A 22,305-nucleotide genomic window follows, 5' to 3' on the forward strand; every position below is an offset into this window, starting at 1 on the left:
ATTAATGGTTCATATCCTTGAACAACGCATCATATTACCCAAAAAAAACGGGCATGAAAGCGATACACTCATCATGCCAGTTTTTATACTATTTGAACATCCGTTTCTAAAAAAAATTACTACTGAAACAAAAAAACCTAAAGTAGCTCTAAACAGGTTTGCGTTTAAGCTTGCTCCAAACCGCAGTTACTGGGCCCGATAAGGCGTAAATCACGCTAATCGCGAGCAGTCCTGCAGGAATATTATACAGCACGATACCGAGCGCAAACACAATCAAAATCAATGCCACAAACGGGACACGCTTTTTATCAAACTCTTTAAAGCTATAGTATTTTAAATTACTCACCATCAAAAAGCCGGCTATCACCACCCAAATGGCTGCCAAAATTTGAAAAGCGGGACTGGTCGCCGGCAATTCAACTTGCCAATCCATATGCACCATCACAAACGTCGTGACTAAAATAGCGGCTAACGGACTTGCTACCCCGACAAAGTATTTTTTATCAACAACACCAATTTGTACATTAAAACGCGCCAGTCTCAGCGCGGCACAGGCAGCATACACAAAGGCGCAAGCGATACCAATACGCCCCAACGGCTCTAACGCATAATGATAAATCAATAACGCAGGCGCCAGTCCAAACGCGATGCAGTCGGCTAGCGAATCTAGCTGCTCGCCAAAGGGACTTTGTGCATTGAACAGCCTTGCCGCCCGACCATCTAACCCATCTAGCAATGCCGAGATAAAAATCGCCACACAGGCACGCATATAATGCCCTTCCCCCAACGCGCTTTGGGTAATCGAATAAAATGCCGCAAGCAGCGACAATAGCGTAAATGAATTGGGAATTAAATAAACGCCTTTTTGCGCAATCGTTTTGTCAGCGACACGCGCATTTTCAATGACTTCAAAGGTGAGCCCATCGTAGTCATCGGTTTCTGCCAATTCACGGTTACGCTGATGCTCAAGCTGAATCGGATTGATATCCTTAGTGTGCTGTTGCGGCTGTTGCGGCTGTTGTAATGCGTCGATGGGCGTCTTGATAAGGGTTGGTTGGTTATTATCGTTATTCATTGATTATCCTTGCAGGTTGTCTCTTGCAGGTCGTCTATAATAAATCGTTTATTGCTAAGTGCATCGAGCTCGGTAACAAATTGCAAAATTTGGCGGGTTTTGTGACCAGTTAACCCGCCAAGTGTGACATTATTCGCCAACCAACCATTGTACTTTGGTGCGCTGCTCCACACTCATTTGTGGGCTTTCAGGATGCTGCAAAATTGGCTGTAGATATTGCAAAATCTCTTCGGCTTTAGCATCAAATTGCCAAGGTGGGTTAATCACCAACATACCCGTCCCATTTAAACCCATCGGCAAATCGGGTGGGAAAATATTCAGCTCAAGTACCAACTGACGGCGGATTTCGGTGCGTTTCATTTTTTTATAAAACAGCTCAACCGCATCGTTGTTTTTGATGGGATACCAAAGTGCCAATACCCCGGTTGACCATTTTTTATGCGCTTTTACCAATAAATCTACCAACGCGCTAAAATCACGGTGTTCCTGTTCAAAGGGGGGGTCGATTAAAATTAACCCGCGTTTTTCTTGCGGTGGTAGCACCGCCAAAATTCCTTCATAGGCGTTGCGATGTTGCACGCCAATGGGCAATTGGTGCAGTTGGTAGTTGAGCGCATCAAACTCGCTTGCTTTCCATTCAAACGCTTCGGCGCGATTGGTAATTTCTGGGTGAGCGTCTTGTTGTTTTTCGATATGATGGGCAATGAACCAAGGCGAACCTGGATACACATGCTTATCGTAGAATTTTTTGGCGTAGCCAATATCTTGTAGATAGGTTTGCACCGCCTGTGGCGCTTGGCTATTATCTTGCGCTAGCAGTTTGGTAATGCCATGGATGGCTTCACCCGTTTTTTTGGCTTCATCACTGGCCAGTGAATACAAACCGCGCCCACCATACGCATCCAAAATATAATAAGGTTTTGGCTTGGCGCTCATCATCTCAAGTAATTGCAATAATAAAACGTGTTTTACCACATCAGCGAAGTTGCCCGCGTGGTAGCTGTGTTGATAATTCATAATAAATTTTTCGTAAACAAATTAGCAGGTATGGTAGCATAGCTATCAAAAATTGGCGAAGTTTTTGCTAGAAGTTTTTGCTAAAAATTGCCCAGTTAAATGTTTAAACAATAGTGGAGGAAACATAGCGCATATGCCAGAGTTGAATTTTATCCTGCCCAATTGGTTTGGAAAAATAAATGACGCACAGCTTGACGGTTTGGTTAATGACGGGTTTATCGTGCTAGATGACTGTTTTGACGTCAAATTTTTTCAGGCGTTACAAAAAGAGAGTGGCTTGATTGATTACCAAGCCGCCAATTTGACGCAGGGTGAGCGAATCACTAGCATTCGCGGGGATAGCACGCGCTGGATTGATGAGCACTGTCCGATTGGTATGCAGTATCTACAAGCGATTAATGAGCTCGCGCAATTTTTTAATCAAACCTTATACACAGGCATTCGCCGTAGTGAAGCCCATTATGCCCGCTACCCTGCAGGTTTTGGTTATCAGTGGCATTCAGACAATCCGCAAGGGCGTGATGAACGTGTGTTATCGGCGGTTTTTTATCTCAATGAGGGTTGGGGCGTGCACGATGGCGGTGAAATTGTCGTCATCGATCAGCATGAAACACAACAACAATTACAGCCCCAAGGTAACAGATTGGTGATTTTTAATAGTAACTTAGTCCATCAAGTCGCAATCACCCATCGTGAACGCTTCTCCATTGCCACTTGGATGAGAAAAGATGGGTTAATTAGCCAGTAATAAACTTGCCGCAATCCCCCACATCACAATCCCGATGAGAATATCAAGAATTTTCCAAGACAGTGGTTTAGCAAATAGCGGCTGCAGCACACGCGCACCATAACCCAAACTAAAAAAGAAGATAAACGAAGATAAAATTGCGCCCAACGCAAACGCCAGTTTATCGGTAACCTGTGATGCAATCGTCCCAAGCAAAATCACCGTATCTAAATACACATGGGGATTGAGCCAAGTAAATGCCAAGCACATGGCAATCACTTGTTTTAAATTACCAACGTCTTCACCCTGCGCCATGAGCGATTGGTTTGATTGATAAGCCGCAATAAAACTTCGGGCACCATACACAATTAAAAACAACGCCCCTGCGTATTTGGCAATGGTGATAATCAGTGGGAATTGCGAAATCAGTTTGCCAAAACCAAACACGCCACCCGTAATCAACACCGCATCGGATAACGCGCAAATCAAACACACGATAAACACAAATTGTTGTTTTAGCCCTTGTTTAAGCACAAATGCATTCTGCGCCCCAATCGCCAAAATTAACGAAAAGCACACGCTCATGCCCATTAAAAAAGTAGAGATATTCATCGATACCACACGTCCCCAGTAACATTCGCAAAAAACACAAAAAAGCACAGTGAGAAAAAAGCGTATTGTAGCCAAAATGCTGAGCGATTGCGAACAATGCGACCCGCTAAGGCGCTAATTTATGCTAATATGCAACGCAAATAAGCGAGCTTTTTGAGAGATTTTAAGGAAACGACAATGACTGATTATGCCAGTAACGCCACTGATTTAGACCACCTTCAAGCGCAAACCTTAGCACTAAGTTTACAGCTGATGCGCGAGCCATCAGTGACGCCGACTGACCTTGACTGTCAAAATATACTGGCTGAGCGGCTTAACCACCTCGGCTTTGATTGTGAGTTTTTATACTTTGGTGAAAAAGGCGCAACAGGACGCGAAGCAGAAGTCAAAAACTTATGGGCAATTCGTCAAGGTCGTGGGCAGGCGCAGGCGCCCGTATTATGTTTTGCAGGACATACCGATGTCGTGCCCACGGGCGATGTCAGCCAATGGACCTATCCGCCATTTGAGCCTACTATCAAAGATGGCATACTGTATGGGCGTGGTGCTGCAGACATGAAAACAGCGATTGCGGCATTTACTGTCGCTGTTGAAAACTTTGTCGCCAAGCACCCCAATCATCACGGCTCAATTGCTTTCTTAATTACCGCTGATGAAGAAGGTCCTTCGGTCAACGGTACAATCAAAGTGGTGGAAACATTGCAATCGCGCAACCAACCCATAACCTATTGCTTGATTGGCGAACCCTCTAGCACTCACACCTTGGGCGATATCATCAAAAATGGTCGCCGTGGCTCGCTCGGCGCCATTTTGACAGTCACCGGCAAACAAGGCCATGTTGCCTACCCGCATTTGGCAGTTAACCCCATTCATTATGCTTTGCCAGCACTGTCCGAGCTTTGTAGCCAAACTTGGGACAATGGCAATGCGTATTTTCCCGCCACCACCCTGCAAATCTCCAACCTTCATGCAGGCACTGGGGCTAACAATGTGATTCCTGCAACTTTAAGCGCCGAGTTTAATTTTCGTTTTTCAACCGAGACCAACGATGAGAAACTTAAAGCGACTACCCATGCGATTTTTGATAAGCATTTTCAAGACGGTTTAGCCAGTTATCACATCAATTGGAAACTATCGGGCAACCCATTTTTGACACCGCAAGGCAACCTCGTCCGCGCCTGTCAATCCGCGATTAAAGCCGTGACAGGGACAGAGACAGAGCTTTCAACCACAGGCGGCACCTCAGATGGTCGTTTTATCGCAACCTTGAATGTTGAAAATAGGTCGCCTGAAGTGGTTGAGCTTGGCGTGCGTAATGCGACCATCCACCAGATTGATGAATGTGTAGAGGTTGAAGATTTGGGCAAACTTGCTGCAATTTATGAGCAAATATTACAAAACTTACTGTTAAACTAAATACTGTTAACTCAAATATTGCATGCTAACAACCCAGTGATACGGCTAATTTTGGTAGGTTGGCAATCTTCGTGGGCGTGGCAACTGATTATTTACCCAAGTCAAATGATGTCAAAAACCGTTACTTTTTGGCTGACGCATTAAGCAAACGCGGGTCATTTTTCATGGGTAAATTAATTTAGCTGCTGGTCATTAACAACTTAGCATGAAGAAGAATCTAGCATTCAGCTTAATCTAGTTCGTCTAGCCAAGCCATTTGAATCGCTTCTAGTTGTTTTTCGGTCGATTTGGTTGGGTCATCGCCAAATTCTTCCAACTGCGTCACATATCGATGCAAATCAGTAAAACGAATATATTGCACGTCTTCATCAGGGTATTTTTCAGACAGTTGAATGGCTATTTCTAACGTGTCGTTCCATTTGAGGGACATATTTTTTCTCCAGTTACTTGATGGGGGTGAGTTTTTTGATTTCGCTAAGATTGTCTTGCCAGGTTTTGATGACAGGATGAGCTTGTTCATCTTGCTGTACAATGACGCTGGTCGGTTGCACTTGCCCATCTAACATCAATACAATTTTGGTCAGTGCCACCACATACAAGTCATTTTTCACCCAAAACTCGTGGCGAAAATACAGGTATTTTTTATCCCAAGCCAATAATTGACTGCGAAGCGCCAATTTATCAAACAAAAAGCTTTCTTTGATATAAGTTAATTGTTGCGATGCAATCACCCAACCTAGCTTGTCCGTTGGACGTTGCTGCATCAGCCACTGCTGGATATTGAGCTCAATAAAGCTTAAGTAGCGATAATTAGGCACATGGTGACGAAACCCCATATCATGTGGCAAAATCCGATAGTAGCGGATGATCGCATCGCTATAGCTTGGTTTGGATGACTTTGCTTTATCGGATTTTAGCATCAAACATAAGATAAGGTAACGAAGTAATAAATTCATGAATTTTCCTTGTGATATCCGCCTGATTATAGCAAATAAAAAACCCTGACTAAACTGGTTAGTCAGGGTTGATTGAAGTTACAAAAACTTAGTGACCTGTACCATTGATATGGCGAATCATGTCTTCTACTACTTTTTTGGCATCGCCAAAGATCATCATGGTTTTGTCCATGTAGAACAAGCTATTATCAAGACCTGCGTAGCCGGCACTCATTGAGCGTTTGATGACCATCACGGTTTGCGCTTTGTTTGCTTCAAGAATTGGCATACCAAAGATCGGTGAGTTTGGATCGTCTTTTGCCGCTGGGTTGACCACGTCATTGGCACCGATAATCAGCACAACATCTGTACCTGCAAAGTCGGAATTGATTTCATCCATTTCTAAGATATCTTCATACGGCACATCTGCTTCAGCCAATAGTACGTTCATATGACCTGGCATACGACCTGCCACGGGGTGAATGGCAAAACGCACGTCCACGCCTTCTTCTTTGAGCATTTCATAAAGCTCTTTTACCGCATTTTGGGCACGGCCTTGCGCCATACCATAGCCTGGCACAATGACGACACTGCTAGAGTTTTCCATCATAAAGGCAGCATCTTCAGGTGAGCCTGTACGGTAAGTTTTGGGTCCGGTATCTTCTTCTGTCGCAGCGGCTGAGCTGCTTGACATACCGCCAAACAATACGTTGAGCAGTGAACGGTTCATGGCTTTACACATAATGTAGGACAAAATCGCCCCAGATGAACCCACCAGAGACCCTGCGATAATCAACATTGAGTTACCTAGGGTAAAACCGATACCGGCTGCTGCCCACCCAGAGAATGAGTTGAGTAGCGATACCACCACAGGCATATCACCGCCACCAATCGGCGCAATCCACATCCAGCCAAAAATAATAGCCAAAATGGTCATGGCATAAAACGCTGGCATAGATTGGGTGGTAAAATACATAATACCAAATGCTAACATCGCGATGAACAATAGCGCTTGGACAGGTTTTACCCAACTGCCTTTAATCGTCTTTGCCCAGCTTTTTGCCGCCAATTTACCAAAAGCAAACATTGACGCTGAGAAGGTAATTGCACCAATAAAACAGCCCACAAACAACTCAAACCGCGCGATGGTGCTATGCTCGACGCCTGTATGCAACACGCTCGCTAGTGCGATGGCAACCGCCGATAGACCGACTAAAGAGTGCATCAAAGCCACGGTTTCTGGCATTTGCGTCATGGCAACAGTACGTGCTTTCCAAGTGCCGACCACCGCGCCTAGCACCATCGCGCCAACAATTAATACAAATACCGGACTGGGTGCCAAGAAAAAGGTAGTGATAATGGCAATCGCCATACCTATCATACCGAATCGGTTACCACGGATGGCGGTTTTTGGACTTGATAAACCCCGTAAGGTTAAAATAAATAGCACCGCACCAATCAAATAAAACCAATCCGCATGTTGGGCGACCCAATTCAAATTCTCATTCATCAAGCATTTCCTTCTTTGTTTGGCTCAGCTTTGGCTTTTTTATCTTTTGATTTAAACATCGCTAGCATACGTTCCGTCACCGAAAAACCACCAAAAATATTGATGCTGGCTAAAAATACCGCAAACGCCCCCAATAAACTGGTTGGGGTAAACATATCGCCATCAATGCTGACAGTCTGCAGCATGGCACCGACGATGACAATACTGGATAATGCATTAGTCACCGCCATGAGTGGGGTATGCAGTGCAGGTGTTACCCCCCAAACCACGTAATAACCCACAAAAATAGCCAAAACAAAGATACTAAAGATTGCCACAAATGGAGTGGCAGATGTCGCAGACGCTAATAGGGTCAATAACATAAAACCTCCTAACCTCGATAGGTAAAATTAAATGAAAATTAGGTTAGCGACTGGCTAACAATACTTGACCTTGGCTAGTAACCAGCAAGGCTTTTTGGATTTCATCTTCTGGATTGAGCGCAAACACTTTATTGTCATCCATCAAGGTTGCAAAAAAGTTATATAAATTGTTGGCATACAATGCCGATGACTGTGCCGCCAAGGTCGATGGAATATTGGGCACACCCATGATGGTGACACCGTTTGGGGTGATGATATTTTGTCCCACCACTGAGCCTTCCACATTACCGCCTGTTTCTACGGCCATATCAAGTAGAATTGAGCCAGATTTCATTTTATCGATGGTAGCTTGGTGTATCAAACGCGGGGCATTGCGACCAGGAATTTGAGCCGTGGTAATCACGATATCTGCTTGGCTGACTGCTTTATCGACAACCGCGGCTTGGTCTTTGATATATTGCTCAGACGGTGTCCAAGCATAGCCGCCTGTGTCTTTGGCTTTGGCTTTTTCCTCATCGCTCATGGGAACATCGAGCCATTTACCACCGACTGACTCCACTTGATCACGCACGGTGGGACGTAAGTCACTGGCTTCCACAACCGCTCCCAAACGACGCGCGGTGGCAATCGCTTGCAAACCCGCGACGCCCACGCCTAGGATGACAATACGCGCAGGTTTCACCGTACCTGCCGATGTCATAAACATGGGGAAAGGACGACCAAACTGGTTGGCAGCCAAAATCACCGCTTTATAACCTGCCAAGTTGGCTTGGGATGACAGCACGTCCATGTTTTGTGCCCGCGACAAAGTTCGGGGCAATAGCTCCATGGCATACACTTTGGCGTGGCGATTGGCATAGTCCTGCAAATTGGCATTACGATACGGATTCATCATACCGATGACAATCGCTTCTTGTTTTAGCTGGTTGATTTGTTCGATCGGCAAGCTATTGACCGTCAGCACCACATCACTTGTTGAGATCGCATCCTCAACAATTTGTGCCCCTGCTTGTTCCAATGCATCATTGGTAATAAACGAACCTTTACCTGCATCGCGTTCGACCACAATATTGTGACCCAACTTGATGAACTTTTTAATGGTATCGGGGGTAATCGCAATCCGATTTTCATATAATGCAGTTTCTTTTGGTACACCAATTTGCATACACTCTCCTCAAGCGGTTCGGTTGGATTCTCAATCCACAACTGACGATTAGCTTAGACAGTTATAAATTAAAAAAATGATAATTAAATTACCATAAATATAATTAATTATGCAAAATAATTCTAGGCGGAATAACAAGTAAATTTGACTGGTGCGTATAAAAAAAAGTTATCAATAAAACTTTTTACAAAATTTTCTTTTAACAAGATAGCTTTTTGAGGGTTAGTTTATTTGCGTATTGCGTTTTTTAAGGTTGCCATTGTCGATTTCAAATTCATCAAAATCTTGGGCAAGCCAAAAATTACCTTGATAACTGGCAGCCACTTCTGCCCGAATATCTGACATATTAAAAGTTTTGCTACTAGGTTTATCAAAAGGTTGAAAACGCGCGCTAAAATGGGTCAAAATCAGGTTTTTTAATTGTGATAGCTGCGCAAAATCGGCAACTTGCTTGGCGGTTGAATGCATGGAGTCAAAATAATGAGGGGCTACTTTTCGTTTATCAGCGATTGCTTGGGTATAAGTAGCCTCGTGTACCAACACATCGGTATCTGATATGGCATCGGCTAATAGCTCAGGTGAGTCATTGTCACCTGCGACTATTAGCACGGTTTTATGCAGCGTGGTGGTGACAAAATCCGCGGATTTTAGCAAGGTGTTATCATCTAGATCGACATCAATACCGTATTTAAGTTTGCCCCATAGCCGTTTATCTAGCACGTTAAGCTCGGTGAGTTTTTGGGTCAATAAGGTTTTTTTGGACAGGCGCTGGGTGAATTTAAAGGCATGGCTAGGGACACGGTGTGATAGCGCAATCACGTCAACTTGTAGCTGATGGTCATCTGTCAAATCCAGCGTGATGGGTTGGTAACTATCTCCCTGCGCTCTATTTTCAATGGCGATAAAATTAATGTCAAAACTTATCATCAGCGCTGTCGTGGCTTGCACGGCTGCAAGATAATCGGCAATGGCTTGTGGAGCGATAAGGGTTAATGGATGCTTGCGCCCACTCATCGCCATACTTGCCAGTAACCCTGGCAAGCCATAACAGTGGTCACCATGCACATGGGTGATACAAATCAATTCTAGCTGCATCACGGACAACGGGGTTTTGAGTAATTGATGCTGGGTGGCTTCCCCACAGTCCACTAATACCCAAGGGACGTTTTTTGCTTTGCTATAAGGATTGATGAGTGATACAGCAAGCGCGGTGACGTTGCGGTGTTTGGTGGGTATCCCTGCTGATGTACCCAAAAAAGTGAGTGTTAACATGATTGCCTCTTGATCAAACGAGTGTTACATCGTTATAGTGAATCTTTATCAATTTAACTATAAAATAAAATGCGCTAACAAATTTCACAACAACTTTTGACTGGGCTATGACATTGACTTCAACGCATCCTTTTAATCCTTAGCTTTTACCTCTTATGCTGTGTCTGACCAAATGGGCAAGTCTGTTTTAACCATCAGCCTTGTACTTGTCGATAGGCGGATTTGGGGCGTGCTTGGTTAATGGTCCAACGGCTGACGGCGGGCTGCCTGCTTAAGTTTTAAAGATTTGGTAACAGATAATAGCAATAATAATTTGGCAAGTGGGTTATTATTGGGGATGATTTCACTGAGTTTTGGTATACTCAATGCTGCTTGTATCACCTCTTATATCACCTACTGAACACAATAAGGAAATGCTATGTTCAAGTTTTTTACCCCACTCTGTTTCTCATTAAGTTTATTTGGCTGCCAAGCTGTTAGCTCAGATCAGCAAAACCACACAACCATGCCTCAGCCCATCAAGAAACCTGAGATGATGTGCACCATGCAATATGATCCTGTCTGCGTCAAAACTATCAATAATGGCATCGTCCACTATCAAACCTATGGCAACGCTTGTATGGCAAATAATGGCGGCAATGCTATGGACAAGACTATGAGTATCACCAAGGGTGCTTGTGGGTCGGACGCTAGCAAGTAACTGAGTTAATAAGTAACTGGGTTAGCAAATGACTTGGCTATGATAATTTAGCCTGCCATAACGTTGCACTAGCTTGTTTGCCATAGCTTACTGACGATAAAATGAGCGAAGTGTTATAATCCCCTCTAATTACTTTGTGTTAAAGGTTTTGCATCTGTATGGCATTAGCGCTGATTATTGATGATGAAGTAGATTTGTGTCGCTTGATGCAGATGACACTCAAAAAAATGGGCATTGAAACCAAAGTCGCCTATGACTATGCCACCGGCATCAGCCATCTTCAAGCGTATAGTTTTGACTTTTGCTTAACCGATCTCAAACTTCCTGATGGCACAGGACTTGATATTGTTAAATTTATCAGTAAAAATTATGCCAAGACCCCCGTGGCAGTGATTACCGCTCACGGTAGCATGGATTTGGCGATTGAAGCGTTAAAATTGGGCGCCTTTGATTTTGTTAATAAACCGCTTGAGCTGTCGCGGCTGCGCCAGTTGGTCGAAAACGCCTTAAAGGTGGCGGAAAATGCCAATAAACTCAATTGTAAAGAAGTCTATGATCCTTTTAGCAATCGCCTAATCGGACAATCTAACGCCATTGCCCAGCTCAAAACCACCATCCAAAAATTGGCGCGTAGCCAAGCGCCCGTATTTTTGTGGGGAGAATCGGGCACCGGTAAAGAAGTCGTTGCCAAGCTTATTCATGATTTAAGCCCACGCTGCTCTGCCAATTTTGTGCCTGTTAACTGCGGTGCCATCCCATCAGAGCTGATGGAAAGTGAGTTCTTTGGGCACAAAAAAGGCAGCTTTACTGGCGCTACCGCAGACAAAGAAGGGTTATTCCAACAAGCAAATGGCGGCACGCTATTTTTGGATGAAGTAGCGGATTTGCCGATTTCCATGCAAGTCAAATTATTACGCGCGATTCAAGAAAAGAAAATCCGCCCCATTGGGAGCACCCAAGAAATTGCCGTGGATGTGCGTCTTTTATCCGCTACCCATAAAAATTTGGCTAAGCTTGTCGAAACGGGTGAATTTAGACAAGATTTATATTATCGAATCAACGTGATTGAAGTAAAATTACCAAGCCTCAATGAACGGCGCGATGATATTTTACTGTTAGCCAATCATTTTATCGCTTTGATTGCAGAAGATTGGGGACTAGCGCAGCCACCGACATTATCGAATGAAGCCGCGGTTCAATTGGCAAACCATCACTTTGCAGGCAACGTACGTGAATTAAGAAATATCTTAGAGCGCGCGATTACCCTAGCTGATGGTAATGTGATTGAAGCCCATCATTTGAATTTGCCATTATCAGCCGCCAACGTACCGCATGACACTCCTAGAATCCATGAAATCCAAAAAACTCATGAAATCACAGAAACCCCCAATCACTCCGTGTTATCAACACCGAGTCAACCGAGCACGCCAAAAGTTGCGCCCTTAGCTGAAGCTAAATCCGCTTCCAGCAGCCTCATCAATACTTCCTATAGCAGCAACTTGTTTGCAAGTGGTTATAAAGTCAAACCCAATATTCAACTTGCGCCCACACCGACCCAATCCAACCATGAAGCGTTAACCCATGAATCGTTAACCTTAAACGCGCCGATAGGAAGTATCAATGCGCCTAATTTAGCCCAGCCCTCTGCTGAAGAAGGTCCGCTGCCTGCCGAAGGGCTGGAAGAATATTTGATGAATCAAGAACGAAAAGTCATTATCGCAGCGCTCAACCACAGTGGCTGGAATCGCACCCAAGCCGCCAAATTATTAAATACAACGTTTCGCTCACTTCGCTACCGTATGAAAAAATTGGGCATTGATAGTGACAGTGATATTCATAGTGATAGCGATGAGGATTAAAAACTTCGGATAAAGGACAAATCGATATTTTTTGATAAATCTACTATCCCTACTTGGTCATAACAAGCTAGCGGAAAACGCCGGCGGATGCCTAACCACTGGTTTGCTGATTTAGCAAATAGCACGAATCGATTGCCTTTTTCATCGAGTTTATTGTCGATATTGCCAATTTGATGCAGGCATTTTACCGCAATGATATCAATGTCTAATGTAACAGCGGGTTTTTGGTACAGAAGTCTGTCTTGTTGCTGTTCAAACTGCTTGGTGAGTTGTAGCCATTGCCAATAATCTATTGGCTGCGCAAAGTCTAAATATGCCACTTGGTTAAAATAAACCGGTGTATTGGATGTTTGCTTGTTTAAGTCATCGTGTAAATTGTCATCACTACAAGTATCTTCACTACTATGAATCGCGCTGAGGGTCAAAGTGCCAAAGTTTTGCAGCCAGTCTTTGGCTTTTTGTAAATAATAAGGTTGTTTGACATTACTGGCTAACGACAAAACACAGGCTTCGATGACTATGACATCACGCGGTGGTACACTCATACTCAAATGCTCAAATAAACATATTTTTTGCTTAGGCTAATTAATTTTGCTGAAAACGGGTAATTTTAACCCCCACACTATCGGCTTGTTTGATGGCGGTGGGTTTGTGAATCGTCACTGTGACTTTTTCTGGGGCAAATTCTGCCAAAATCATCTCAGCGACCAATTGCGCTAACCGCTCTAACAGCGCCACTTTGTTGGCAATGCTCACTTCAGCCACGCGTTCACTGACGCTTTTATAATTGATGGCATCTTCAATATTATCAGTCTGCGACGCTTGGTATTGACAGCCCACCATTTCAATATCAAAAATCAACGGTTGGGTTATTTGCTGCTCCCACTCATACACGCCAATCACGGCATCGACTTTGAGACCCTTCACAAATACCATATCCGTTGAATTGCCCGTCAGCTTAATTGGCTGACTGTTGGACTTTTCGTTTGCAATCGCATGTAAGGCATCCGCCGCTGAATATAGTGATTCATGCATGGTTTTTTGTGTGGGGGCTTGCGTGGTGCTGTGGGGCGTTTCAAGCTTAGTTTGTTGGGTGGTTTCTGGTGTCGTCATTTTTACTCTCGTTAGGTATTTCGCTGTTTGATTAAATCATAACTAAAAAATACCAACCCTGTCCAAATAAAGGCAAAGGTAATCAATTTATAAATGTTAAAAGGCTCATGATACAAAAATATCGCCAATAAAAAAATCATGGACGGGGTCAAATAATTTAAAAAGCTCAATAAACTAAAATTAACCATTTTGGTAGCTTTATTAAACATCAATAGTGGTATCAAGGTCACAGGCCCTGCAATCATCAATAAAAAAATTGATGGCGACAGCCAAAAATCTAATTGACTACTAGCAACATCATGCATAGCGAACCAGCCAATAAATACCGGCACCAATAATGCCGTTTCGATAAACATCGCAGACAGCGCATCAACCGGCGTATGGCGATGCATCAAACCATACACAGAAAAGCTACTCGCCAACAATAACGATACCCACGGCAATTTACCCAGCACGACCAACTGAATCGCCACGCCTATCGCTGCCAAAATCACTGCCATCCATTGCAAAGGACGCAGTTTTTCTTTGATAACCACTAGCGATAGTAAAATACCCATCAACGGACCAATATAATAGCCCAAACTGGCTTCCAAAATCTGATCATGATTGACCGCCCACACGTACACCAGCCAATTGACCGAGATAATCGTCCCCGAAACGGCAGTATAAAGTAGCCATTTTGGGTTGGCTTGAATCACTTTCACCCAGTGCCAGTTTTTAGTCACTATCATGATCAGTAAAATCGTGACAAACGTCCAAATAATTCGATGCCCAATGATTTCAATCGCATCATAATCTTTGAGTAGCTTAAAATACAGCGGGAAAAACCCCCAAATTAAAAAAGCAGCCAGTGCGGTCAATACCCCTTTGGGGGTGGTCACTATGGTTGGTTTTTCATGGTCAGTCATATCAACAGCACGGGTCGGAATGTCACTATTGATGATATCAATGGTTTGACTTTGGGGGATTTGACTTTTAAGGATTTGATTTTTGGGGATTTGATTTTTCATTAACACAACGATAAATTTTATTTTTTATAAAAAAGTAAAAACTAAGAAAGTCATAGTCTATCTTAGTTTTCATGTCATCCATGTAAAGACTTGCGACAGTGATACAAATTTAGCTCACCTAGGGTTTAGTCAGTCACTACTTTAACTTGCAATCCTGCACTATTGACCAGTTCAGCAAAGTTAGGGAAGCTAGTATTGACCGTTTCGGTACCATGAATGGTAATCGTATCGCTTGCGCGCAAACTTGCCACAGTAAAACTCATGGCAATGCGATGGTCATGGTGACATTCAATCTCACCACCGCCAAATACCTGTGCCACATCACCGCGACCTTCAATTTCAATGCCATCATCGAGTACGGTACAGGCAATTCCTAAGGTTTTTAACCCATCTGCCATGACTTGAATACGGTCAGATTCTTTAACGCGCAGTTCAGCTGCGCCATGTAGCACCGTTTTCCCCGTGGCACAACTTGCTGCCACAAACAGCACAGGGAATTCATCAATGGCGAGTGGCACCAAGTGCTCAGGAATCTCAATACCTTGCAACTTTGAAGATTTCACCACAATATCGGCAACTGGCTCACCGCCAACGGTGGTTTCATTGAGCAATGTCAAATCAGCACCCATCAGCTTTAAGATATCAATCACGCCGGTGCGCGTGGGATTGATGCCCACTTTTTTGATGGTCACATTGCCTTGTTGGGCGATGGCACCTGCGACCATAAAAAATGCCGCCGATGAGATATCAGCAGGCACTGCGATATCACATGCCGTTAATTCGCCGCCCCCTGTTACACTAATTTGATTGCCATTGTGCACTTTTGATACTGTCACAGGATAACCAAATGCCGTCAGCATGCGCTCGGTGTGATCGCGCGTCACTTCTGGCTCAATTACCGTGGTAGTGCCTTGTGCCCATAGCCCTGCTAGCAGCAAACACGATTTCACCTGCGCTGATGCCATCGGCATTTCATAGCGGATACCTGTTAAAGTTTGGTTGCCTGTGATACTAATCGGCGGTGTACCTTTTTCGCCCGTGGTTTGGATTTTGGCACCCATATCCCGCAGAGGCTTGGCGACCCGTTCCATTGGACGTTTGGATAAACTCGGGTCGCCCGTCATCACCGAATCAAATTTTTGTGCTGATAAAATACCTGATAACAAGCGCATACTGGTGCCTGAATTACCCATGTATAGCGGATCATGCGAGGGTTTTAACCCATGTAATCCAACCCCATGAATCACTACTCTGCCTTGGTTTGGACCTTCAATCACTACGCCCATATCGCGAAAGGCCTGCAAAGTAGCGAGTGCGTCTTCACCTTCCAAAAACCCTGTAACCGTGGTGGTGCCTTTGGCTAACGAACCAAACATAATCGAACGGTGAGAAATAGACTTGTCACCTGCGACGGTGTGACTGCCTTCAAATTGTTGCGCTGGGGCGATAACGTAAGTTTGCTTCATGGCTTGTTTTTCCAAATAAGGCGTTTTATTTAACATATGTCCAAAATGTTGCCTGGCGGCTTGGGCTTGGGTCAATATACCCAGCATCCGCTCAGAATCATTGGTTTCAATAATTGCTTTCAACTGGCTTAATTGCTCACTAAATTCATCAATGGCATCGAGTAACGCGGTTTTATTGGCATAAAAAATATCATGCCACATGGTTGGGTCGCTGGCGGCGATACGGGTAAAATCCCGAAAGCCACCCGCCGCGAAACGAAAAATATCCATATTGTCGTTGTGCTTGGCTAATTGCGCGACTAGATTGTAGGCTAGCAAGTGGGGTAAATGACTGGTACGCGCGAGCACCTTATCATGATAATCCGCTGACATGGTCACCACTTCTGCGCCAGTCTGTGCCCATAGCGCAATCACTTTTTTAACCGCTTGTTTGCTCGTGGTATCGAGGGGCGTTAAGATGATTTTGTGGTTATCAAATAGTTTGGCATTACGCGCATCAATCCCTGATTTTTCTGCGCCGGCAATCGGATGGGCGGGCACAAAACCTTTGGGCATATCCTCACCAAATACCGCGCTGGCGTCTGCAATGATATTGCCTTTGGTACTGCCCACATCCATGATGATGGTTTTATCGGTAATAAAGGGTTTGATTTGTTCAAAAATTTTTTTGACCGCCTTTACCGGCGTGGCTATCACCACCAAGTCTGACCCTTGCACCGCAAGGGCAGCATCATCAAATCCTGCATCAAGCAGTCCGTAGTTGATACCTTTATCAATGGTTGATTGTGAACGGCTGACCGCCACAATTGATTTGACCAATTTTTTATCACGCATGGCTTGTGCCAAACTTGCGCCGATGAGCCCTAGCCCAATAAAACACACTTTTTCAAACATTTAACTTACCGATTTTTTATAATTTGCTAAAAAGACTGCGAGCGCAATCAAAATCCCACCCAACATAGTGGTGATGGTGATTGTTTCGCCCAATAAAACCACACCCAACAATACCGCAATGAGCGGAATAAAATAAATATACAGCGAGGTTTTCACCACGCCCAAATGCTTATTGGCATTGGTCCACAACACAAAACACAAGGCAGAAGCGATACCACCTAAAAACAGTAAATTTGCCAGATTAATGGGCGTAAACGCATGAAGGTTGATAAAGCCTTCACCTGTCACAAGCATATACAGCGACGCGGTGATTATGCCATACAAAAACACTTTACGCATGCGTACCATCGGGTTGAGCGCATCTTTAATTGCACTGTTAGCAAAGCCAAAAAATGACCACGCCAACCCACTTAATATCGCTAAAATATTACCTAGCATGCCATTGGTTAAACTCATCGGCTGATTAGCCAGTACTAATGCCACGCCAACCAACGCCATCACACAGGCTATCAACAGCAACTTGCTAAAGGCATGGGTTTTAATGATAAAACTGGCAATCAGCACCGTAAACAAGGGGGATGCTGTGACTAGCAGCGCCGCATTACTACTATAGGTATATAGCAATGCGGTATTTTCTAGCAAAAAATACAAGGTGATACCGCACAGCCCCGACAAAAAATACAACACTTCGTTTTTTACACTACTAAAGGTTTGCAGTCTAGGTGACATGGCAAACAATAACCCATAGGCAAATAACGACCGATACAGCAAAATCTGAATGGGTGACATATCCGCCAGCAGCACCTTGGTGCTTGCTAATGTTGTTCCCCAAACGATGACCACAAATAACGCTAAAAAATGCCAAAATACTTCACGATTTTTTTCTAACATTGGCTTAGCTCAATACCTGCGCCAACGTATCTAAAAAACGATTAATTTCTTCAGGTAAACCCACACTCACACGTATCCAGGCTGGCAGACCGTAACCAACCATCGGTCGCACTACCACGCCTTGCTCAATCAAAGTTTGGTAGACATCCATGCCATCGCCGACATTGACCATCACAAAGTTGGTCGCTGATTTGACATAGACGACACCTAAGCTATCCAAGCCATCATATAAGGCTTGTTTTTGCTCATGGTTAAACGCCAAATATTGGTTAATAAAATGTTGGTCTTTAATCGCTGCTGTGGCGGCAGCATGCGCCAATGTACTAGTATTAAACGACTGGCGCGTATAATTTAAAATCTCAGCAATGCTTGCGCTGCTTACGGCATAACCAATGCGCAAGGCTGCCAGTCCATAAGCTTTGGAAAAGCTACGTAGCACAATGACATTATCATACTCTTGGATCAAATCTACACAGCTGAGCGTTGGCACAAATTCGATGTAAGCCTCATCAATCACCACCAACACCTCCGATGGCACTTTTTTGATGAATTTAATCAAGTCATCTTTGGCGAGCACGGTGCCTGTGGGGTTGTTGGGATTGGTGATAATCACCATTTTACAATTGGCAGTTTGATTGACGCTCTCAAGCATCGCAGGCAAATCATGGGCAAAATTTTTGGCAGCAACTTGTTGGGTTCGCTCATTGATACCCAAAGACGCCAATTCGTAATCCGAAAACGCGTATTGAGAATACACAATCACATCATCGCCATCGGCAAAGCTTGCAGTAATGTTATTGAGTAACTCATTAGAGCCATTACCCAACACAATTTGTTTTGTTTCACAGCCCAAAAAATCGGCTAACGCTTGTTTAAGCCCCTGCCCTGCGCCATCAGGATAACGCGATAATTCGCCCAGTTTTGACGTGATTGCCAAGGTCACGTGTGGCGAGCAGCCCGTGGGGTTTTCATTGCTCGCCAATTTAACGATGTCACCCAAGCCATACTCACGGGTCAGCTCTTCATTGGATTTATCCATTTCATAAGCTTTTAACTGCTCAATACTGTGATTGACCGATTGGATCGTCATATCAAAACCTTTAGTTGATGATTGATACTGATAAAATTTTATTGCCAAAAACGGTTAAATCACCGCTTTTGGATAAGCGCCTAATACCCGTAAATCTTTGACTTGCGGGCGAATCTCAGCGAGGGCGGCTTGCATGTTGGCATCGTCAATATGACCGAGCATATCAATAAAGAACACATACGCCCATTTGTTTGGACGCTCTGGTCGGGTTTCGATACTGGTCATTGACACCCCATGTTTTGCGAGTGGCTGCAGTATTTGAATCAGCGCACCCGCCTGATCTTTGGCTGCCACTAAAATCGAGGTTTTATCTTGACCTGACGGCGCTACTGCTTCGCGGCCAATGATTAAGAAACGGGTGGTATTGGACGGGGTATCTTCGATATTTTCAAATAGTTTGTGCAAATTATATTCGCTTGCTGCCACTTCCCCTGCAATGGCGGCTGAGTGCCACTCATTTTTGATACGCCGCGCCGCTTCACCATTGCTAGAGACTGCCACACGCTCGACATTGGGATAATGGGTATCTAACCATTGGCGGCATTGGGCAAGCGCTTGGCTGTGGGCATAAATTTTTGAAATTGCGCCCACTTTGGTATGCTCACCCACCAAAAATTGATGATGCACCGGTAATTCTACCTCACCAATGATTTTCAGATCGGACGATAAAAAGCCATCAAGCGTATGATTGACCACGCCTTCTGACGAATTTTCCACAGGGACGACGCCATACATCGCAGAGCCGGCTTCGACTTCACGAAACACATCAGCAATCGTTGATAGCGGCACTGTCGTGGCGGCTTTACCAAAATGCTTCAGCGCTGCCATGTGAGTAAAGGTGCCTGCAGGACCCAGATAAGCAATTTTTTGTGGCGCTTCTAAGTCTAAGCATACTGACATAATTTCGCGGAATAAACGTGCCATTTTATCGGCAGGTAGTGGACCCTCATTACGCGCCATCACTTTTTTTAGCACCTGCGCTTCTCGCTCTGGGCGATAAAAAATCGGATTGTCCTCTTGCGTCTTTTTGGCTTTGGCTACTTGCACCGCGTAGCCTGCTCGCTCGTTGATTAATCGCTGGATTTTTTCATCCACTTCATCAATTTTTTGGCGAAGTCCCATTAATTCATCATTGCTCATCGTTTGTTCGTTCATAAAATTACAACTCAACAGTCAACACTGACCTGCGCGATAGGACTGGGGGTCATAAATCACAGGCAGCCTAGCTTGAAATATACAAAGTTACCAAATGGCTTTATAGCAGAAATTGCCTAATACTAGCACAAATCACGCCTGTTAATCGAGTTTCGCTCGGCGCTTTTTCATCACAAATAGTGATATAGACACAATATTTTTGGCATACCCTAAAAAAAATTGGATTTTTCTGCTTGATGCTTAACAAATACTTGCAAAATAGAAAAAAAACTAGCGATTGTCACAATGTTTGTGATAGCTTTTAAGGTAAGTTAACTAACATTGAATGAAACCATACCATTTTGTCCCTGATAGGTTATCAGAGACATGCAGCAATTTGACATTTAGGAAAGTACATGACTAGCAGCTTAAACCAACTAAAAATGATGACAACCATTGTGGCAGATACTGGGGATTTGCAAGCGATTGCCCGCTTAAAACCAGTCGATGCGACCACCAACCCAAGCTTGATTACCAAGGCATTGTCAGCGCCACAAATGCAGCCTATTTTAATTGAGACATTACAAAAATACCCCAATGATATGGAGGCGGTGATTGATGAGCTCACCATTTATATCGGCACCGAAATTTTAAAACTGATTGATGGTCGTGTTTCCACTGAAGTGGATGCAAGGTTGTCTTACGATACCGATGGCACCATTGTCAAAGCGCAGCAATTTATCAAAGCCTATGAAGCCGCTGGGATTGATAAAAAACGCGTACTCATCAAAATCGCTGGCACCTGGGAAGGCATCCAAGCTGCCAAAGCGCTAGAGCAACAAGGTATCCATTGTAATGTGACGCTGCTATTTGGCTTGCACCAAGCCAAAGCCTGTGCCGATGCCGATGTTACCTTGATTTCGCCATTTGTCGGACGGATTTTGGATTGGCAGAAAAAAGATGAAGGACTCGATAGCATCGAAATCAGCCGTGATAAAGGCGTGAACTCAGTCAAAACTATCTATCATTACTTCAAACAGCATGGCTACACCACCCAAATCATGGGCGCGAGTTTTCGCAGTATTGAGCAAATATTAGCTTTGGCAGGTTGTGATTTATTAACGATTGCGCCTGATTTGCTAGACCAACTTGCCACGATGGACGTCAAAGTCGAGCGTCAGCTATTCCCAGACATGAAATTTATTGACCTCAAAAAGGAAACCCTCGATGAGACACAATTTGCCGAACAACATGCGCTTGATCCTATCAGCCAAGAATTATTATCTGCTGGTATTGAAGGCTTTATCCAAGCTCGAGAAGCGTTAGAGCAAACCTTGAGAGGCTTGATTAACTAAAGCTTTAATGAATAAAGCCTTAATGAATAAAGCCTTAATGAATAAAGCTTGGTTCATTAAATTTTTGTTAGCGGCTAATCATGTTCTTTAATCATGATTAGCCCTATGCCACCCCATTAGCCTTTAGCTTGCAACACGGTATAAAGTGGCATATCTAGCGGTTGATGCAAATTCACCAAATCAAGCAGTACAAGTGCGCCTAACACCTGATGCCCTGCGGCTTCACAAAGCCCCACCGCGGCGCTCAAAGTACCGCCTGTCGCCAATATATCGTCCACCAACAACACATTCGCCGGCACAAGTCCCGCCTGCATCTCTAAAGTATCACTACCATACTCTAGCGCATAGCTTTTATTCGCCACAGGCGGTGGCAGCTTGCCTTCTTTGCGTACCAACACCATACCTTTGCCTGTCCGACCCGCCAACAGGCTAGCAAAAATAAACCCCCGCGCTTCAATGGCGCCAAAACAATCAACCGCATCAAACACTGGCTGTGGTATCGCTGCCAGTAACGCATCGATTACCGCATTGACGTGAGCGCGCAATAATGGCGTGATATCATAAAACGCAATGCCTGGTTTGGGAAAATCAGGTACCACTCTGATGATTTGCCAAAATGGGTGTGGTGAATCAGGGGTGCTAGTCGATTGCATAGGATTGACCGAGTTCAGAAAAAATAAGTGTTAAGTAAAATTAAGTGTT

General features: G+C 44.2%; 22 protein-coding genes. 5 read left to right on the top strand and 17 right to left on the bottom strand.

Annotated features, from left to right (window positions below):
- Window positions 1-148 precede the first annotated feature (148 nt).
- Entirely contained in the window at window positions 149-1,075 is a 927-nt protein-coding gene (gene pssA, locus RTR63_RS05075; protein ID WP_222118086.1) for a CDP-diacylglycerol--serine O-phosphatidyltransferase, read from the bottom strand.
- A 129-nt stretch (window positions 1,076-1,204) separates the two neighbouring features.
- On the bottom strand, window positions 1,205-2,092 hold the full coding sequence (locus RTR63_RS05080; protein WP_036604382.1) for a 23S rRNA (adenine(2030)-N(6))-methyltransferase RlmJ: 888 nt from the start codon (window positions 2,090-2,092) through the stop codon (window positions 1,205-1,207).
- Window positions 2,093-2,225: 133 nt separating this feature from the next.
- Between RTR63_RS05080 and RTR63_RS05085 the strand changes: the two genes are divergently transcribed.
- On the top strand, window positions 2,226-2,840 hold the full coding sequence (locus RTR63_RS05085; RefSeq protein WP_312523046.1) for a 2OG-Fe(II) oxygenase: 615 nt from the start codon (window positions 2,226-2,228) through the stop codon (window positions 2,838-2,840).
- On the opposite strand, the gene RTR63_RS05090 is transcribed toward RTR63_RS05085, so the two are convergent.
- Window positions 2,826-3,440 carry a LysE/ArgO family amino acid transporter gene (locus RTR63_RS05090; RefSeq protein WP_409418197.1) on the bottom strand — a complete coding sequence of 205 codons (615 nt, stop codon included), beginning with the start codon at window positions 3,438-3,440 and terminating at the stop codon, window positions 2,826-2,828. The genes RTR63_RS05085 and RTR63_RS05090 overlap by 15 nt on opposite strands.
- A 168-nt stretch (window positions 3,441-3,608) precedes the next feature.
- Between RTR63_RS05090 and dapE the strand changes: the two genes are divergently transcribed.
- Entirely contained in the window at window positions 3,609-4,847 is a 1,239-nt protein-coding gene (gene dapE / locus RTR63_RS05095; protein WP_312523050.1) for a succinyl-diaminopimelate desuccinylase, read from the top strand.
- A 229-nt stretch (window positions 4,848-5,076) separates the two neighbouring features.
- Here dapE and iscX read toward each other — a convergent pair whose 3' ends face one another.
- From iscX to RTR63_RS05125, 6 genes are all read right to left on the bottom strand, one after another.
- Window positions 5,077-5,277, bottom strand: a complete 201-nt coding sequence (gene iscX, locus RTR63_RS05100; RefSeq protein ID WP_007116656.1) for a Fe-S cluster assembly protein IscX — start codon at window positions 5,275-5,277, stop codon at window positions 5,077-5,079.
- A 13-nt stretch (window positions 5,278-5,290) separates the two neighbouring features.
- Window positions 5,291-5,803: an acyl-CoA thioesterase gene (locus tag RTR63_RS05105; RefSeq protein WP_312523052.1), complete on the bottom strand. Its 513-nt coding sequence runs from the start codon at window positions 5,801-5,803 to the stop codon at window positions 5,291-5,293.
- A gap of 88 nt (window positions 5,804-5,891) precedes the next feature.
- A complete protein-coding gene (locus tag RTR63_RS05110) occupies window positions 5,892-7,280 on the bottom strand; it encodes an NAD(P)(+) transhydrogenase (Re/Si-specific) subunit beta (protein ID WP_156652118.1) in 1,389 nt (462 codons plus the stop codon).
- A gap of 11 nt (window positions 7,281-7,291) precedes the next feature.
- Window positions 7,292-7,654 carry a proton-translocating transhydrogenase family protein gene (locus RTR63_RS05115; protein WP_204156067.1) on the bottom strand — a complete coding sequence of 121 codons (363 nt, stop codon included), beginning with the start codon at window positions 7,652-7,654 and terminating at the stop codon, window positions 7,292-7,294.
- Window positions 7,655-7,697: 43 nt separating this feature from the next.
- Entirely contained in the window at window positions 7,698-8,819 is a 1,122-nt protein-coding gene (locus RTR63_RS05120) for a Re/Si-specific NAD(P)(+) transhydrogenase subunit alpha (RefSeq protein WP_203171873.1), read from the bottom strand.
- Window positions 8,820-9,041: 222 nt separating this feature from the next.
- Window positions 9,042-10,091, bottom strand: coding sequence for a ribonuclease Z (locus RTR63_RS05125; RefSeq protein ID WP_312523056.1), 1,050 nt, complete (start codon window positions 10,089-10,091; stop codon window positions 9,042-9,044).
- Window positions 10,092-10,509: 418 nt separating this feature from the next.
- Here RTR63_RS05125 and RTR63_RS05130 point away from each other — a divergent pair, with 418 nt between their 5' ends.
- Window positions 10,510-10,791 (top strand): subtilase-type protease inhibitor, encoded by a 282-nt coding sequence (locus RTR63_RS05130; RefSeq protein ID WP_203171869.1) that lies wholly within the window; start codon window positions 10,510-10,512, stop codon window positions 10,789-10,791.
- A 158-nt stretch (window positions 10,792-10,949) separates the two neighbouring features.
- Window positions 10,950-12,650 (top strand): sigma 54-interacting transcriptional regulator, encoded by a 1,701-nt coding sequence (locus RTR63_RS05135; protein ID WP_312523057.1) that lies wholly within the window; start codon window positions 10,950-10,952, stop codon window positions 12,648-12,650.
- On the opposite strand, the gene RTR63_RS05140 is transcribed toward RTR63_RS05135, so the two are convergent.
- The 7 genes from RTR63_RS05140 to pheA all read right to left on the bottom strand — a co-directional run bounded on the left by RTR63_RS05140 (window position 12,647) and on the right by pheA (window position 20,269).
- Window positions 12,647-13,195: a 2-amino-4-hydroxy-6-hydroxymethyldihydropteridine diphosphokinase gene (locus RTR63_RS05140; protein ID WP_312523059.1), complete on the bottom strand. Its 549-nt coding sequence runs from the start codon at window positions 13,193-13,195 to the stop codon at window positions 12,647-12,649. The two genes, RTR63_RS05135 and RTR63_RS05140, sit on opposite strands and share 4 nt — an antisense overlap.
- A 40-nt stretch (window positions 13,196-13,235) precedes the next feature.
- Entirely contained in the window at window positions 13,236-13,763 is a 528-nt protein-coding gene (gene folB, locus RTR63_RS05145) for a dihydroneopterin aldolase (RefSeq protein ID WP_312523061.1), read from the bottom strand.
- A gap of 11 nt (window positions 13,764-13,774) precedes the next feature.
- The gene (rarD, locus tag RTR63_RS05150) at window positions 13,775-14,671 is read right to left on the bottom strand and encodes an EamA family transporter RarD (protein ID WP_312523089.1); all 897 of its coding nucleotides are present in this window, start codon (window positions 14,669-14,671) and stop codon (window positions 13,775-13,777) included.
- 227 nt (window positions 14,672-14,898) lie between these two features.
- Entirely contained in the window at window positions 14,899-17,133 is a 2,235-nt protein-coding gene (locus tag RTR63_RS05155) for a bifunctional prephenate dehydrogenase/3-phosphoshikimate 1-carboxyvinyltransferase (protein ID WP_312523063.1), read from the bottom strand.
- Window positions 17,134-18,024: a DMT family transporter gene (locus RTR63_RS05160; RefSeq protein WP_101963733.1), complete on the bottom strand. Its 891-nt coding sequence runs from the start codon at window positions 18,022-18,024 to the stop codon at window positions 17,134-17,136.
- Window positions 18,025-18,028: 4 nt separating this feature from the next.
- On the bottom strand, window positions 18,029-19,114 hold the full coding sequence (gene hisC, locus RTR63_RS05165; RefSeq protein ID WP_312523065.1) for a histidinol-phosphate transaminase: 1,086 nt from the start codon (window positions 19,112-19,114) through the stop codon (window positions 18,029-18,031).
- A gap of 54 nt (window positions 19,115-19,168) precedes the next feature.
- Window positions 19,169-20,269, bottom strand: a complete 1,101-nt coding sequence (gene pheA / locus RTR63_RS05170; RefSeq protein WP_096488894.1) for a prephenate dehydratase — start codon at window positions 20,267-20,269, stop codon at window positions 19,169-19,171.
- 395 nt (window positions 20,270-20,664) lie between these two features.
- Here pheA and RTR63_RS05175 point away from each other — a divergent pair, with 395 nt between their 5' ends.
- Window positions 20,665-21,603: a transaldolase gene (locus tag RTR63_RS05175; protein WP_312523067.1), complete on the top strand. Its 939-nt coding sequence runs from the start codon at window positions 20,665-20,667 to the stop codon at window positions 21,601-21,603.
- Window positions 21,604-21,719: 116 nt separating this feature from the next.
- Here RTR63_RS05175 and RTR63_RS05180 read toward each other — a convergent pair whose 3' ends face one another.
- Window positions 21,720-22,256, bottom strand: coding sequence for an adenine phosphoribosyltransferase (locus tag RTR63_RS05180; RefSeq protein WP_312523069.1), 537 nt, complete (start codon window positions 22,254-22,256; stop codon window positions 21,720-21,722).
- Window positions 22,257-22,305 lie beyond the last annotated feature (49 nt).

The organism is Moraxella sp. CTOTU47724, assembly GCF_032014955.1.
Classification (GTDB): Bacteria; Pseudomonadota; Gammaproteobacteria; order Pseudomonadales; family Moraxellaceae; genus Faucicola; species Faucicola tetraodonis.

Excerpts from the sequence above, each read along its gene's own strand:
- RTR63_RS05175 (WP_312523067.1), top strand. The coding sequence starts at position 20,665 with ATGACTAGCAGCTTAAACCAACTAAAAATGATGACAACCATTGTGGCA.
- pheA (WP_096488894.1), bottom strand. The coding sequence starts at position 20,269 with ATGAACGAACAAACGATGAGCAATGATGAATTAATGGGACTTCGCCAA.
- RTR63_RS05130 (WP_203171869.1), top strand. The coding sequence starts at position 10,510 with ATGTTCAAGTTTTTTACCCCACTCTGTTTCTCATTAAGTTTATTTGGC.
- dapE (WP_312523050.1), top strand. The coding sequence starts at position 3,609 with ATGACTGATTATGCCAGTAACGCCACTGATTTAGACCACCTTCAAGCG.
- RTR63_RS05135 (WP_312523057.1), top strand. The coding sequence starts at position 10,950 with ATGGCATTAGCGCTGATTATTGATGATGAAGTAGATTTGTGTCGCTTG.
- RTR63_RS05080 (WP_036604382.1), bottom strand. The coding sequence starts at position 2,092 with ATGAATTATCAACACAGCTACCACGCGGGCAACTTCGCTGATGTGGTA.
- RTR63_RS05115 (WP_204156067.1), bottom strand. The coding sequence starts at position 7,654 with ATGTTATTGACCCTATTAGCGTCTGCGACATCTGCCACTCCATTTGTG.
- iscX (WP_007116656.1), bottom strand. The coding sequence starts at position 5,277 with ATGTCCCTCAAATGGAACGACACGTTAGAAATAGCCATTCAACTGTCT.
- folB (WP_312523061.1), bottom strand. The coding sequence starts at position 13,763 with ATGACGACACCAGAAACCACCCAACAAACTAAGCTTGAAACGCCCCAC.
- RTR63_RS05120 (WP_203171873.1), bottom strand. The coding sequence starts at position 8,819 with ATGCAAATTGGTGTACCAAAAGAAACTGCATTATATGAAAATCGGATT.
- rarD (WP_312523089.1), bottom strand. The coding sequence starts at position 14,671 with ATGACTGACCATGAAAAACCAACCATAGTGACCACCCCCAAAGGGGTA.
- RTR63_RS05155 (WP_312523063.1), bottom strand. The coding sequence starts at position 17,133 with ATGTTTGAAAAAGTGTGTTTTATTGGGCTAGGGCTCATCGGCGCAAGT.
- RTR63_RS05180 (WP_312523069.1), bottom strand. The coding sequence starts at position 22,256 with ATGCAATCGACTAGCACCCCTGATTCACCACACCCATTTTGGCAAATC.
- pssA (WP_222118086.1), bottom strand. The coding sequence starts at position 1,075 with ATGAATAACGATAATAACCAACCAACCCTTATCAAGACGCCCATCGAC.
- RTR63_RS05125 (WP_312523056.1), bottom strand. The coding sequence starts at position 10,091 with ATGTTAACACTCACTTTTTTGGGTACATCAGCAGGGATACCCACCAAA.
- RTR63_RS05140 (WP_312523059.1), bottom strand. The coding sequence starts at position 13,195 with ATGAGTGTACCACCGCGTGATGTCATAGTCATCGAAGCCTGTGTTTTG.
- RTR63_RS05105 (WP_312523052.1), bottom strand. The coding sequence starts at position 5,803 with ATGAATTTATTACTTCGTTACCTTATCTTATGTTTGATGCTAAAATCC.
- hisC (WP_312523065.1), bottom strand. The coding sequence starts at position 19,114 with ATGACGATCCAATCGGTCAATCACAGTATTGAGCAGTTAAAAGCTTAT.
- RTR63_RS05085 (WP_312523046.1), top strand. The coding sequence starts at position 2,226 with ATGCCAGAGTTGAATTTTATCCTGCCCAATTGGTTTGGAAAAATAAAT.
- RTR63_RS05160 (WP_101963733.1), bottom strand. The coding sequence starts at position 18,024 with ATGTTAGAAAAAAATCGTGAAGTATTTTGGCATTTTTTAGCGTTATTT.